The organism is Haloterrigena sp. KLK7, assembly GCF_037914945.1.
GTDB lineage: Archaea > Halobacteriota > Halobacteria > Halobacteriales > Natrialbaceae > Haloterrigena > Haloterrigena salinisoli.
In genome coordinates, this window is the sequence record NZ_CP149787.1 from 835,078 (window position 1) to 848,876 (window position 13,799).

The 13,799-nt window shown below is 67.4% G+C and carries 14 protein-coding genes; 7 read left to right on the forward strand and 7 right to left on the reverse strand.

Annotated elements, in window-relative coordinates:
* Nucleotides 1-5: 5 nt before the first annotated feature.
* Nucleotides 6-908: a hypothetical protein gene (locus WD430_RS04090; protein WP_339104760.1), complete on the reverse strand. Its 903-nt coding sequence runs from the start codon at nt 906-908 to the stop codon at nt 6-8.
* Between the two features lie 288 nt (nt 909-1,196).
* Here WD430_RS04090 and WD430_RS04095 point away from each other — a divergent pair, with 288 nt between their 5' ends.
* The 4 genes from WD430_RS04095 to WD430_RS04110 all read left to right on the forward strand — a co-directional run bounded on the left by WD430_RS04095 (nt 1,197) and on the right by WD430_RS04110 (nt 4,784).
* Nucleotides 1,197-2,471, forward strand: coding sequence for an ABC transporter substrate-binding protein (locus WD430_RS04095; protein ID WP_339104761.1), 1,275 nt, complete (start codon nt 1,197-1,199; stop codon nt 2,469-2,471).
* Nucleotides 2,468-3,262, forward strand: coding sequence for an ABC transporter ATP-binding protein (locus WD430_RS04100; protein WP_339104762.1), 795 nt, complete (start codon nt 2,468-2,470; stop codon nt 3,260-3,262). Before WD430_RS04095 ends, WD430_RS04100 begins: the two co-directional genes overlap by 4 nt.
* Entirely contained in the window at nt 3,259-4,035 is a 777-nt protein-coding gene (locus tag WD430_RS04105) for an ABC transporter permease (RefSeq protein WP_339104763.1), read from the forward strand. The genes WD430_RS04100 and WD430_RS04105 overlap by 4 nt, the downstream gene beginning before the upstream one ends.
* Before the next feature lie 236 nt (nt 4,036-4,271).
* Nucleotides 4,272-4,784: a hypothetical protein gene (locus WD430_RS04110; RefSeq protein WP_339104764.1), complete on the forward strand. Its 513-nt coding sequence runs from the start codon at nt 4,272-4,274 to the stop codon at nt 4,782-4,784.
* Nucleotides 4,785-4,966: 182 nt separating this feature from the next.
* Here the strand turns inward: WD430_RS04110 and WD430_RS04115 are convergent, their stop codons facing one another.
* The 6 genes from WD430_RS04115 to WD430_RS04140 form a co-directional block, all read right to left on the reverse strand.
* The gene (locus WD430_RS04115; RefSeq protein ID WP_339104765.1) at nt 4,967-5,872 is read right to left on the reverse strand and encodes an ABC transporter permease; all 906 of its coding nucleotides are present in this window, start codon (nt 5,870-5,872) and stop codon (nt 4,967-4,969) included.
* A gap of 111 nt (nt 5,873-5,983) precedes the next feature.
* Entirely contained in the window at nt 5,984-7,060 is a 1,077-nt protein-coding gene (locus WD430_RS04120) for an ABC transporter substrate-binding protein (RefSeq protein WP_339104766.1), read from the reverse strand.
* A gap of 132 nt (nt 7,061-7,192) precedes the next feature.
* Entirely contained in the window at nt 7,193-7,957 is a 765-nt protein-coding gene (locus tag WD430_RS04125) for a class I SAM-dependent methyltransferase (protein WP_339104767.1), read from the reverse strand.
* 87 nt (nt 7,958-8,044) lie between these two features.
* The gene (locus WD430_RS04130) at nt 8,045-9,967 is read right to left on the reverse strand and encodes an aldehyde ferredoxin oxidoreductase family protein (RefSeq protein ID WP_339104768.1); all 1,923 of its coding nucleotides are present in this window, start codon (nt 9,965-9,967) and stop codon (nt 8,045-8,047) included.
* A 229-nt stretch (nt 9,968-10,196) separates the two neighbouring features.
* The gene (locus tag WD430_RS04135; protein WP_339104769.1) at nt 10,197-10,388 is read right to left on the reverse strand and encodes a DUF1328 family protein; all 192 of its coding nucleotides are present in this window, start codon (nt 10,386-10,388) and stop codon (nt 10,197-10,199) included.
* A gap of 98 nt (nt 10,389-10,486) precedes the next feature.
* Nucleotides 10,487-12,412, reverse strand: coding sequence for a bacterio-opsin activator domain-containing protein (locus WD430_RS04140; RefSeq protein ID WP_339104770.1), 1,926 nt, complete (start codon nt 12,410-12,412; stop codon nt 10,487-10,489).
* Nucleotides 12,413-12,522: 110 nt separating this feature from the next.
* Here WD430_RS04140 and WD430_RS04145 point away from each other — a divergent pair, with 110 nt between their 5' ends.
* The 3 genes from WD430_RS04145 to WD430_RS04155 all read left to right on the forward strand — a co-directional run bounded on the left by WD430_RS04145 (nt 12,523) and on the right by WD430_RS04155 (nt 13,788).
* Nucleotides 12,523-12,714, forward strand: coding sequence for an HVO_0649 family zinc finger protein (locus tag WD430_RS04145; RefSeq protein ID WP_339104771.1), 192 nt, complete (start codon nt 12,523-12,525; stop codon nt 12,712-12,714).
* Nucleotides 12,715-12,762: 48 nt separating this feature from the next.
* Nucleotides 12,763-13,431, forward strand: coding sequence for a helix-turn-helix domain-containing protein (locus WD430_RS04150; protein WP_339104772.1), 669 nt, complete (start codon nt 12,763-12,765; stop codon nt 13,429-13,431).
* Between the two features lie 99 nt (nt 13,432-13,530).
* Entirely contained in the window at nt 13,531-13,788 is a 258-nt protein-coding gene (locus tag WD430_RS04155; protein ID WP_339104773.1) for a HalOD1 output domain-containing protein, read from the forward strand.
* Nucleotides 13,789-13,799 lie beyond the last annotated feature (11 nt).

Sequence of the window (13,799 nt, forward strand, 5' to 3'; positions counted from 1 at the left end):
GGTGATCACCTCAGTTCGCTCGGCGCACGCATCTCGTCCGTGATGTAGAAGACGGCGTGCAGCAGCTCTTCCTGACTGACGATCTGTACGGCCGTCCCCGCGGTGAGCGCGGCGGTCAGCTGTTCGTCCGTGAACCGTTCGGCCGCGGCGAGATCGTGAGCGGCGGTCGCCGTGACGAACAGGCCGCCCAGCATCGCCTTGACGTACCACGCCGCGTCGTCGAGGATCTCCTCGGTGACGAGCACCTCGTTCTGCCAGAGGTGTCTGTCGAGGCCACGGATCCACAGCAGCGCTCCGCCCATCGCCCGCTGATGTAACGGGGGTATCGTCGACGTCTCGAACTCGACGTCCTCCGGGATCTGATTCGACGGTACCCACCGGGAGAGCCGTTCGCTGTCGTTGGCGACCGCGGAAAGCAGCGCCGTCTTCTCGCCCTCGTCGAAGCCCGCGTCGTCGAGGGCCGACGAGAGCCGATCCGTCAGGACCAGTTCGCGCGCCGTCGTCTCGACGTGGTCGGCCGTGAACCGCGGCAGGGTCTCGTCGAGGCGCTCGAAGAACCCCACCTCGAGGAGGTGATCGTAGAGGCGCCAACCGGGTTCGGCGACCTCCGTATACAGTCCCTCGGGCTCGTCCGGAACGCCCGCCGCGCGGACGTCCGGCAGACGACCGATCTCGTCCGCGATTCGCCCGCGCTCCCGCTCGAGCAGGTCGGGATCGAGCCGGTCGCCGAGGTCGGCCCGGATCGTCGCCCCGCTCGAGGCGAACGTCGAGTCCGGTCGCGGTTCGACCTGCCCCGCGAGGTTCGTCCACGTTACGTCCTCCTCTCCCACTGTATCGACGCCGAGCACCGTCGCCAGATCGCCTCGTTCTGCGAGTTTCGTGTTCGACGCGGTTGGTGTCTGACTCATGCTACCACTACACACGAAAGGGCACCACCCGTTTGGATAATACTTGTCAATGGAATCGGTATCAAAATATAATATCTAAATCAACATGAGGGCAGTAGAAATGAATGTCCAATTGAACGCGCTGTTTTGCGGTAGTAGAACCCTACAGTTACGCGAGCGTAGTCCGTGCGTGCCGGTTCACCGGTGGCGTCTCCGAGACGGACCTAGTGCGTCGCCGCCGCGTTCGGTGTCGCTTCCCTCGCGTAGTGCTAGCCTTATGCAGTAGGAAGTCGATCGGTAGCACATCCCATGCGAACGCGTTCCGTCTGGGAACTCGACGACGAGGACGAACCGGTCGTCGACAGCCTCGCGGCCGGACTCGGACGGACGCCGGCTCGGCTCCTCGCGTATCTGCTCTTGCGGGCCGAGCGCGAGGCCGATCCGACGACGACCGTTCACCTGCAGGTCGGTACCGGGGCGAACCGGACGGCGATCAGCGAGGCGATGTCGCGACTCGAGTCTCGAGAGCTCGTCGAACGAACGACGGTCAGCGCGGTCGAATCCGGCGGTCGGCCCCGGACGGCGTGGCGACCGACCGCCGACGTCGAGTCGACGATCGAAGCGACATACGAGAGCCACGCCCGCGCCCTGCTCGAGCGCGCCGAGACCGTCCGCGTCGGCACGGCGACGGAATCGCGGTCCGGACCGGCAGCGCCGCCCGACTCTCCGATCGAACTCGCCCTGAACTGGCGGCCGAACGCCCTCCACGTCCCGATCTACGCGGCGCTCGCGGCCGAGTGGTACGACGCGTTCGGGGTCGACGTCCGGATCGATCACTGCGACGGCTCCCGGCGAGCGCTCGAGCGGGTGCGTTCGGGAGCGGCCGACCTGGCCGTCGTCGGCGCCGCGACGGTCGTCCGCGCCCGCGCGGCCGGCGAACCGATCGTGCCGCTCGCCATCTGCTACCAGCGGGCGATGACCGTCCTCTACACCGTCCGAGAGGCGTTCGGCGAGCCGCTGCGGAGCGTCGACCAGCTCGAGGGTCGGCGGCTCGGAATGCCGCCGGACTCCGAGACGCGACTGCTCGGCAGACTCTTCCTCGCCCAGACGTCGTTCGACGAGGACGTCACCGTCGTCGACACGAACGGCGAGGAACGGGACGCCCTCCGGCGCGGCGAGGCCGACGTCGTGACCGGCTCGTTCGCCGATCCGCGACAGCTCGAGCGCGACGGACTGACCGTCGACGCGTTGCACCTCACCGACCACTTCCCCATCTACGGGCCGACGATCGTCGTCCCCGAGCGGACGCTCGACGAGCGACCGACGGCGCTCGAGGGCGTGCTGGCGGGAACGACCGGCGGCTGGGCCGCGGCGCGTCGGGATCCCGGTCCGGCGGCCGAACGGATCGCGGCGGTCAGCGACGATCCGCCGGAGCGGATCCGCCGGACCTTCGAGCGGGCCGCGTCGACGTTCGGCGAGAGCGACGCCGTCCGCGAACGCGGCTGGGGCTGGCAGCGACCGGAGATGTGGGATCGCCTCCGAACGGCCCTCGAACAGGGAGCGGTGCTCGGTGATGCCGCGTGATCGATCTCGCGGACGTCACGGTTCGGTTCGACGACGTCACCGCGATCGAAGACGTCGACCTCCGGATCGACGACGGCGAGTTCGTCACGGTCGTCGGCCCGTCGGGCTGCGGGAAGACGACGCTGCTGCGGACGATCGGCGGCCTCCAGAAGCCGACGACCGGCCGCGTGCGCCTCGACGGGAGGCCGCCCGCGGCCGCACAGGCCAGTGCCGATCTCGGCTTCGTCTTCCAGCGCCACACCCTCTTTCGATGGAAGACCGCCCTCGAGAACGTCACCTTTCTCCGGCGACTGGCCGGCGAGGAGCCCGACGAGGCCGACGCGCGGGCGCTGCTGGAGACGATGGGCCTCGAGGGGTTCGAGGACGCCCGGCCCGCGGCGCTCTCCGGCGGGATGCGCCAGCGGGTCGCGATCGCTCGCGCGCTCCACCTCGGCGCGGACGTGCTCCTGATGGACGAGCCGTTCGGCGAACTCGACGAGATCACGCGCGACGAACTCGGGGTCGAGATCCGGGACGTCTGGCGCCGCGAGCGGAAGACGGTCGTCTTCGTCACCCACAGCGTTCCCGAAGCGGTATTTCTCGCCGATCGCTGTCTCGTCGTCTGCGGGCGACCGGGCCGGATCGAGGCCGCCTACGAGATCGACCTGCCCGAACCGCGGGACGCGGACGTCTTCGGCTCACGGGCGTTCCAGGAACAGGTCGCGACCGTCCGACGGACGCTCCACGAGGCCCACGACCGAGACCGGGAGCGGGATCGAGAACGAGAGCGAGATCGGGGGCAAGGTCGATGACGACGCGAATCCGGACGCTCGCGGGCGACGTTTTCCTCCCGACCGCCGCGCTGGCCGTCGCCGCGCTGTGCTGGTGGGCGGTGACGATCGTCGGCGACGTGCCGTCGTTCGTCCTGCCCTCGCCGGGCGCCGTCGTCGCTCGACTGACGGGGAATCCGACGCTGTACGCGCACAACGCCTGGTATACCCTCGAGAAGGTGGTCTACGGCGGCAGCGTCGGGATCGCCGCCGGGTTCCTACTGGCAGTGCTCGTCGCCTCCCTCCCCTGGTTCCGGACGGCGGTCTACCCCTATCTGGTGACCGTCAGAGTCCTGCCGAAGATCGCCGTCGCGCCGCTGCTGTTGATCTACCTCGGGACGGGAACGGAGACGGCCGTCATCTTCGTCGCGCTCATCACGTTCTTCCCGCTCGTGCTGAACACCGCCGCCGGCCTCGAGCGCGCCCCGTCGGCCCACCGCGACCTGCTGCGGTCGGTCGACGCCGGCCCGCTCGAGCGGATCGTCTACGTCGACCTCCCGTACGCGCTGCCGGACGTCTTCGCGGGGCTCAAGCAGTCGGTTACCCTCGCGGTGGTGGGCGCGGTCGTCGCGGAGTGGGTGATCGCGGATCGCGGACTGGGGTTTCTGATCCTGATGGGCTCGGAGAACGTCCGCCCGGACGTCATGCTCGCGGCGCTCGCGGTGTTGCTGGCGCTGGGGCTGGCGCTGTACGGGACGGTTGTGCTCGTTCAGCGTGGTGTGAAGCGGTGGCTGGGGCTCGAGGCGTCGGGTTGATTACGGCAAGTAGCAGTCCTCGGTGGTCGGTTTCTTTCTCCATCATCGCTCGCGAATCCCACGACTGGTACAGAAAACTCACGTACCGGTCAGTGTCGTTCTCATCGCAGTTCCAGTTTTTCTCACGATCGGCCGCCTGATGCGCGACTATTCGTTCTCCTGGGGCACTCCGCCTAAGTAAAATGGACGTGACACCTTGTCGGATTCTTTTAAATGTCGGCAGAGTAGACGCCGTCATGAGACGACGAAAATATATTGTAGTACTCGGCGCGAGCATCCCCGTCGCTGGGTGTCTGTCGGAGATCAAAGCCGCCGGTCCGAACGCGAACGAATCGAGGCCGGACGGTACTGAGACGGACACGAACACGAGGGATGACTCGGACACCGAAACGTCCGACGAAGCGTTCGGCGTTGGCAATACGACCGGTGAGGCCAACCCTCATAAGCTGACCGTCCAAAACGACGGCGATCGCTCGTGGACAATAGCCCTCCGTATCACCGACGCCGAAACTGACGAAACGCTCGTGGAGCGGTCGTATTCCCTCGGCGGCAGAGAGGACATCAACGGCGAACTTCGAGGGCCAGCCGAGTACAGGGTGACGGTCACCGTACCCGATACTGGAACGGAACACGTCAGGAAGGTCGGATACTTCGACACCTGTAACGACTACCGGACGACCGTAACGATCTCCCCCGACGGAACGGTCACGAGTGACTCTATTCGGACAGAGGCCGGATGTGGCGTCTGAACACCACCGAATCTCGGCACCTCAAAACAAGGGAGTCACTGGGACTCTATTCTCCTCGACCAACCGCAAACACGCAGTACAGGTGAAGCACAGAATAGCAAACGTAGCAGCTGATTTGTACTATCGCAGATAGACTACGGGGTTCGAGCGTTCCGTGCAGGTGCGCCTTCGAATGCCACCGTTCACGACTCTCGTTCGGAAGCCGACCACAGCAACCGCTCGAGCGCCACCGGCACCAGATAGAACCCGATACCCAGCGCCGAGAGGACGACCAGCGCGGCGTAGGTCTCGGCCGTCTCGAGGTACGTCGCCGTGTCGAACACCCGGTAGCCCAGTCCGGCCCGGAGCGTGACGAACTCGGCGACGACCGCGCCGATGACCGACAGCGTGGCCGCGATCTTGAACCCGGCGACGACGCTCGGCGCGGCGGCCGGCACGCGGACGAACAGGAAGGTCTCGAGCCGCGACGCGCCCACGGAGTCGGCGAGGTCGAGGTACGCCGCCGGCGTCTCCCGCAGTCCGTCGAGCGCGGCGATCGTCATCGGGAAGACGGTCAGCGTCGCGACGAGCAGCGCCCGCGCCGGGATTCCGCGGCCGAACCAGAGGAACAGCAGCGGCGCGACGGCGATCAGCGGCGCGATCCGTAAGGCGACGACGTAGGGCACTAGCGTCCGCGTCGCCGTCCGCGAGTAGGTCATCGCGAACGCGAGCGCGAAGCCGACGAGGCCGCCGGCGAACAGCCCCGCTGCGGCGGTGACGCCCGTCACGACCGCATCGCCGAGCAGGGTCGGATACGTCTCGAGCAGCGCGGTCGCGACGTCGGTCGGCGACGGGAGCAGCAGCGTCGGGAGCCCGGTGACGACGACGGCCGCCTGCCACGCGGCGAGCAGAACGACGAGGACGAGCGCCGGCGGTCCGACGCGTTTCCCGACGGGCGCGACTCGATCGCGGACGGATCGCGATCGCCCGATCGACGGCGTCCGGACCGAGCGATGGCGGCGGGAGTCGGTTCGCCCGTCGGACATCGCTTCCGCTCCCGTTCTCGGTCCGTCACCGTCGGGCATCGACTCGCTCCGTCCGTCGCTCATCGATTTCGCTCCGTTTCCGGCGTCGGTTCGGTGCCGTTCCGTCGGCTCCGTCGAATCCGCTGCCCCTCGGTCGGCCGCCGGTTCGCAGCGGTCCTCGAGGCCCGCGGTCGGTTACGATTCGACTCGTGCAGCGTAGTCGGCGATGTGTTCGGAGTCATCGTCGAGGTAGTCGTTCGTCCACACCGCCTCTGGATCGACGTCGTCCTCGAAGACGTCGGCCGCCGCGAGCGTCTCGTAGGTGGTTTCCCACGGACCCGACTCGCTGTACCCCCAGCCGCGCTCGCGGACGGTCTCCGAGAACATGTACTCGGCGTGCATCCGGCCCCACTTGTCGGCCTGGTTCTCGCGGACTTCCTCGAGTTCGGGCTGAACGTCGACGAGGAGGTCGATCGCGTCAGCAGGGTTGGTGCTCGCCCAGGCTGCGCCCCGCGCGGTCGCGCGGAGAAACGACCGGACGGTCGCCTCGTTGGATTCGGCGAAGTCCGCGTCGGTCGCGACGAGGTGGCCGTACGAGCGGATCGTCTCGTCGATCGAGAGCACGTCGACCGTCGCGCCCTGCTGTTCGGCGTCGACGACGTCGCCGAACACGCCGCCGGCGGCGTCGAGGTCGCCTCCGAGCAACTGCTGGACGGTGTCGAAGCCGGCGTCGACGTAGTCGACGCTCTCGAGGACGCCGTGGTGCTCGAGGTACGCCTCGGTCATCTGGCGGACCATGCCGGGACCGCTGCCGACGGTCGTTCCCTCGAGCTGCCCGGGATCAGTCAACTCGCCGAACCCCTCGCGGGTCGCGAAGACCACGTTCGGGTTGCGCTGCATGACGACCGCGACGCAGCGCGGCGAGAGGCCGCGGCTGTTGACGTTCAGCAGTTGATCGGCGCTCGTGATCGCGAACTCGACGTTTCCCAGTCCGGCCTGGTTTGCGGCGAAGTCCGAGCCGTCCCCGCTCTCGATATCGACGCTCTCGAACCCCTCGTCCGCGTAAAACCCGTTCTCACGGGCCGCGACGTAGGGCGCGTGCAGCCCGCTGATCCGCCAGTTGAGCAGCAGCGAGACGTCGGTGACGGCGGGCTCGCCGTCGGCGCCGGTCGAGCCCTCGTCACCGGGACCGCCGATACACCCCGCGACGGTCGCGGTCGCGGCCCCCGCAGCGGCGAGGAACCGACGCCGATCACATCGTGCGTTTGTCATTGTCTCCCACGGAAAGGGCTAACCACGAACGACGAAATAAAGGATTTGTCCGTTCCGTTAAGTAGTCCGTCTCCGATGACCGTCTCGAGGCGACGCCGGCCGCCCGCCGGACGAAGGAGCGCCGCGAACGGCTCAGCCGTCGGTCTCGGTCCGCGGGGTCGCGACGATCGCGATGTACGGCTCCCGACCGTCGCGCTCGAGGCGGTCGAACGACTCGATCCGGAATCCCGCCGCGGTGACGCGATCCGCCCAGTAGGATTCGGGATCGCGCGCGACACCGTCGGGCGTCAACGGCAACTCGAGGACGCCGAGCGCGCCGTCGGGCCGACAGACGCGTCGCGTCTCGCGAAGCGTTCGATCCGCGGCCGCCGCCTCGAGGTCGTGGAGGACGCGACAGGCGGTGACGACGGGGATCGAATCGTCGGCCAGCGGGAGCGCCGCCGCGTCGCCGACGATCGGGGTCGCCGCGAGACCGGCCCGGTCGGCGTTCCGTCGCGCGAGCGCCGGCCCGTTCCCGAGAACGACGCGGTCGTCGAAGACATCGAGACCGATGGCGTCCGCGTCGGGCGGCACGTGCGGGGCGAGGCCGACGAGCGACCGTCCCGTGCCGCAGCCGACGTCCAGAACGCGATCCGCGTCGGCCAGCGGGAGTCGGTTCGCCAGCGCGTCGTACTTCGCCCGCTCGAGCGCCCACGGCGGCGGCGACAGGAGGCGGCGCAGCACGCGGACGGCGTGGACGACCGCACCGATCGCCGCCCCGCCCGCGGCGAGTCGAACGCGCGGGTCGTCCGTCCGCCGTCGAACGGCGACGCCGAGCACGGCCGCGAGGAGCGCGGCGGCTATCGAGCGGAACCGCCGTCGCCAGTGATAGACGCCGAAGTCGTACCGGGGAGCCATAGTCGAAACGCGATGAGCTGAAACCCTACCGTCCGAAAAACCGACGTTCGAACGACGACCCGACGGCCGGGTCGCCCGCGTCGGCGATCAGTCGTCGGCCGGTGCCGGCGAGTCGCCCGCGGAGACGCCCGTTCCGGGCCCCACGTCGATGCCCAGTTCGTCGAGCTTCTCGTCGGGGACGACGCCGTCGACCCAGCCGCGGTGCTCGTAGTACTCCTCCTTCATCTCCTCGAGTTCGCAGTACTCGCCCTCGCTGGCGCCCTGACCGGGGATGCCGTCCTCGAGGAAGCGCTCGGGCAGCGAGTCGTCGCTCCCGTCGAACCCGTTGAGGTTGTTGTAGTACCGTTCGAGGTTGTAGATGCGCTCGCCGGCCTCGAGGAGCTCGTCCTCGGTGACGTCCCGGCCGGTCATTCCGTTGTACTGGGTGACGTACTCCTCGATGCCCTCCGCGAAGGCGTTGAACTTGCAGATGTCGAACGAGTCGCTGATGGCGTGGAGGTCCTGGAACTGGGCGGTGAGTTCGCCCTTGCCCTCGTACTCGTAGGGGTCGACCTTCTCCGGGATGCCGAGGATCTCCGCCGCGGGCGTGTAGCCCCGCAGGTGACAGGCGCCGCGGTTCGAGGTGGCGTAGCCGATGCCCATCCCCTTCATGCAGCGGGGATCGTAGGCGGCGATGGTCTGGCCCTTGACCGCCAGCGAGTTCTCGTGGGCGTCCCGCCGGTCGGCGACGCGGCGGGGGCCCTCGGCCAGCAGGTCCGCGAGGTCGTCCTCGCGGCGGGCGATCCGCTCGATCATGTCGATCATCGTCTCGTAGTCGCCCCAGTCCAGTTCGCCGACGCCCTCGAGTTTGCCCTCCTCGGACATCTCCATGGCCATCGCGAGCATGTTGCCAGTGTCGATGGTGTCGACGCCCATGTCGTTACAGCGGTCGATCATGAGCGCGATGGCGTCGCGGTCGGTGTGGCCGGAGTTCGGGCCGAGCGCGTAGGCCGACTCGTACTCGTAGGACTCGGTGCGGACGTTCATCTCCTCGCCCTTGTGCATCGCCGTCACCTCGACCTCCTTCTTGCAGGCGACCGGACAGGAGTGACAGGTCGGCTCGTCGACGAGGATGTTCTCCCGGACGTTCTCGCCGGAGACGCGCTCGGCGTCGATGTCGACGCCCTCGGCCTCGCGCATGCTCTCCGTCGAGGTGTACCGACCGTTCTTCGTCGGGAGGCCGTCCATCTCCTCGCCGATATTCATGAGGACGTTGGTGCCGTACATCGAGAGGCCGCCCTCGTTGGGGGCGGTGACTTCCGACTCCTGGATGGCCTGCATGGCCTGCTGGTGGCCCTCCATGAACGTCTCCTTGTCCGCGGGTTGTGGCATCTTCGTCGAGGACTTGACGACCACCGCCTTGAGGTTCTTCGACCCCATGACGCAGCCGGTGCCGCCGCGGCCGGAGGCCCGGTCGTCCTCGTTCATGATGCAGGCGTACTTGACGCCGTTCTCGCCGCCGGGGCCGATCCCCATGATCGAGAGGTTCTTGCCGTAGGCCCCCTCGACCTCCTCCTCGATCGCGTCGCGGGTGTCGTGGAAGCCCTCGCCCCAGAGGTGGGAGGCGTCCCGGAGTTCGACCTCGCCGTCCTCGACGACGGCGTAGACCGGCTCGTCGGCCTCCCCTTCGAACAGCAGGCCGTCGAAGCCGGCCCACTTCAGTCGAGCGCCCGACCAGCCGCCGTGGTGGCTGTCCGTGACGGTGCCGGTCAGCGGCGACTTCGTACAGACGGCGATCCGGCCGCTCATCGTCGTCTGCGTCCCCGACAGCGGTCCGTTCATGAAGGCCAGGAGGTTGTCCGGCCCGAGCGGGTCGACGTCGGGACCCTGTTCGAAGACGTACTTCACCCCGAGGCCGCGCGCTCCGATATACTTCTCCGCGTCCTCGTCGTCGATCGACTCGTACGCGACCTCCCCATCCGAGAGATCGATGCGGGCGACGTGATCTTGGAATCCACCGATATCAGTCATGATAACTCCTCACCGTTCAATTCATCGTCTATACTGTTAGTCGTTCTCACCCGGAAGTAACCGAATCCGGTTACGGTCGCGTCCGCGGCGTCGGACGAGCGATCGCTGGACGGTCAGACGAGACCGTGACGTCCCGAGCCGAGTGAGGGGCGAAAATACTGCGCCCTCGTAACTGAAACTACTCGAGGCGAAGGACCGAAGCCGTCGATTCCGCGCCGAGCGCCGCCCGCTACAGCAGCAGGGAGACGATCGCGAGGATGATGAAGATCAGCACGAAGATCCGTGCGACCTCCATCGAGATGCCCGCGACCCCGCGAGCGCCGACCGCGGCCGCGACGATCGCCAGGACGAAGAAGATCACTGCCCAGTACAGGAGCCCGCCGCCCGTCTGAAGCGGTATCGACGTTGCGAGTTGGAGCATACGTCGGCCTATCACGGAGACACAGATAAACCTCGGCGACCGTCCAACGGCTAGCGCCGGGCTACAGTCCGTTAAGAGGGGCATTCGGCCCTGCAGTGTCAGCCCGAAGACTCAGTGTCTCCGAAGAACGCCCGACACAGCTTCGCTTCGGCCGTTCGAAGGTGTTCGTGGAACGTCGGCCGCGAGACGCCCATCGACTGGGCGAGTTCCTCGCCGGTCGTCGGCCGGGGCCACTCGAAGTAGCCGCTCAGATACGCCCGCTGTAACGCGGCGAACTGGCGGTCGGTGAGTTCGCGCTCGAGTCGCGCCGCGAACTCCTGGCGCGTCTCGCCCTCGCGCTCGCGCTGCCGGAAGGAGATGACGTCCGTGCCGGCGTACCGGTCCTCGAGGGCCTCGACGATCGATCGGACGTTGGCCGAGCGCGGGATCTCGAGGGTCACGCGGGCCTGACCATCGTCGCTCTCGATGGCCTCGAGCCGGACGCCCCGCTCGGAGAGCCAGCCGACGAGGTCGTCGCCGCCGGCGAGTTCGACCAGACACTCCCCCTCGCGCTCGACGACGACCCGGCAGTCCAGATCGACGGCGTCGGCCGCGTCCGCGAGGGCGGCCGCGGTGGCGTCGGACCCCGTGACGGTGAACATCGACGTCGTCTCGTCGTCGGTGCGGTGGACCGAGCGGCGGTACTCGAGTCGGCAGTCGGCCGCGGCCGAGAGGGCGACGGGCGCGACCGATCGATCGGTCAGCGCGACCTCGACGGCGACGACGGCGTCGGTCTCGAGCACGCGGCTGGTCTCGCGGGCGTTGACGCCGCTGGCGACCGCGCGGGCCAGCGCCGAGAGGATCACCCGCTCGCGCTCGTCGACCTCGCGGTCGCGATCGATGCGAACGGTGAGCACGCCGTACTCGATACCGTTGTACGAGAGCGGGAACGCGGCGCGAGTTCCGCCCTCGAGCGCGTCGGTCGCGGCGGCGTTCTCCGCGAGCGCGGCGGCGGCCGGGTGGTCGGTGTCGATCGGCGTCCCGTCCGCGTCGTCGCACGCGCCGGCGCTCGCCCGGACGTCGACGATCCCCGTCGCGGGGTTGCGCTCGCCGATCCACGCCCCGTCGTAGCCCGCCTCCGCGGCGATCCGCTCGCAGACCGCGGTCTCGAGCTCCGATCGGTCGGTCGAGCCCGCGACGACGTCCGTGACGTCCTGAATCAGTCCCTCCACGCGCTCGAGGAGGTCGTCGAGTTCCTCGGTGCGCCGCTCGAGGGCGATTTCGGCCTCCTTGCGCGCCGTGACGTCGTTCTGGAAGCCGACGTAGTTGGTGACCGTTCCGTCCGCGTCGCGGACGGGCGCGATCGTGACCTCGTTCCAGAACTCGGTGCCGTCCTTGCGGTAGTTCTTCAGTTCGACGGTGACCGGACGGTCCTCGTCGATGGCCGCGGCCATCTCGGCGATCGCCTCCTCGTCGGAGTCCTCGCCCTGCAGGAACCGGCAGTTCCGGCCGACGACCTCGTCGTAGCCGTAGCCCGTGATCTCCTGATAGGCGTCGTTGACGTAGACCAGCGGGTTGTCCTCGCGGTCCGGATCCGAGATGGTGATCCCGACCGGCGCCTCGTTGATCGCCCGGTCCTTGACCGTGCGGTCGCTCTCGCCGATCGCCGTCTCCGCCCCGGTCTCGGCCGCCGCAGCGTCGTCCGCGTCGCGGTCGAACGTGACCGTCGCCACCGCCGCGTCCCGGTGGATCCGCGCGTCGTACGGCTCGTCCTCGAGGGGGACCCGGCGGGCCGTTCCAACGGTCGTCTCGTCGATGGCGGCCTCGAGTCGCGGCCACGACTCGAGTTCGCTCGCCGCGTCCCACTCGTCGGCCCCGGGCTCGCCCTCGGTCGACGCCGTCAGGTCGAGGGCCGACCGCGCTGCACCGTTCGCGTACGTGATCGTCCCGTCGGCGACGGCGACGACGGGGTCGACGACGGCCTCGAGCGCGCTGGCCGCGGGCCCGATCCGACCCTCGTTCTCCGCCGCATCGGCGTTCTCCATAGCCCTCCTTGGGTCGGCAGCGCCGTAAGAACCGCGGTGCCCGATCGAACGGGTCAACGATCGGACGGGTATCCTAGATTGTTATGTAATGCCATACCATAACTAGACGTATGTCAACCTATCGGTCACCCTTCGAGCGACTCAAGGCGAAATTCGACGAGTCGGATCCGAAATGCCCGGCGTGTGGCTACGTCGACACCGAAGGCGGCTGGCGCGTTCGGACGAGCGGGAGCCGCGTCACCTACCAGTTCGTCTGTCCGACCTGTGACGCCATCGAAACCCGGGAGATGCGACTCGGATAGGCCGATCGGGACCGAACGGGTGGCAGTGCGTCGCTTCGAGGGAGATCGATGACACGGAATTTCATCGCCGAGATGATCATCTCCCACCCCGATCTCCCACTGACGCCGACGATTCGAACCGTTGACGGCGTGGAAATAGCAGTGGAATCTGAGCCGTTGACCTATCCGGATCGATCCGGATCGATCCTCTTCTATTCGGTAACGAACTGTGACTTTCGAGCGTTCGACTCCGCGCTCGAGACCGATCACACGGTAGACGAATGGGAAGTGACGATGGAGTTTCGAGACCACCGCGTCTACCAGATCTATCACACCCGCGAGACGAAGTTCACGAGCCCCGAAATCGCCGATCTCGGGTTACAGGTGCTTTCCAGTCGGACCGTCGACCGGGACTGGGAACTGCGATTACACGCGCCCGATCGAGAACGGCTCGGCGACTACTGGGAGTTCTGTCGCGAGGAGGACATTCGATTCGATCTCGAGAAGATCTACAGCACCGAATCGCAAGCGAGCGCGGTCTCCGTCGGTCACGCCGAGGTCGCTCTCACCGAACGCCAGCGAGAGGTCGCCCGGACCGCGGCTCGAATGGGCTATTACGAACCCGAGGGCGCGAGTGCGGCCGAAGTCGCCGACGAACTCGGTATCTCACAGTCGACGCTATCGACGCATCTGCGGCGAATCATGGCCAAAGTGTTCCGCCACCTGTTCGACGACTGACGGCTCCGAAGGAGGAATCGACCCCGATCATCCGCCCCGGTATAAATAACGGAAGAATACGACAGTAGATACGAGGCCATCGAAGGAGACCATTCGGTAATGAGTGAACCAATCTTCTCTGCAGAGCCATCGAGCGAGACACCGAGTCTGGAGATCATCGAACGGGTCGCCTCGCTCGAGGAAACCGATCCGGTGGCGTTACCCCCGCTCTACGACACCATCGATCCCGACGCGTTGAATTCGCTCGTTCAGTCGTCGACTGCCGACGGCGCACGGACCGAATCGACGGTCCGCTTCACGTACTGCGGATACGACGTTCGCGTCGGCGCAGACGGCAGTATCGTCGTCTCCGAATAACGCCGGCCGAT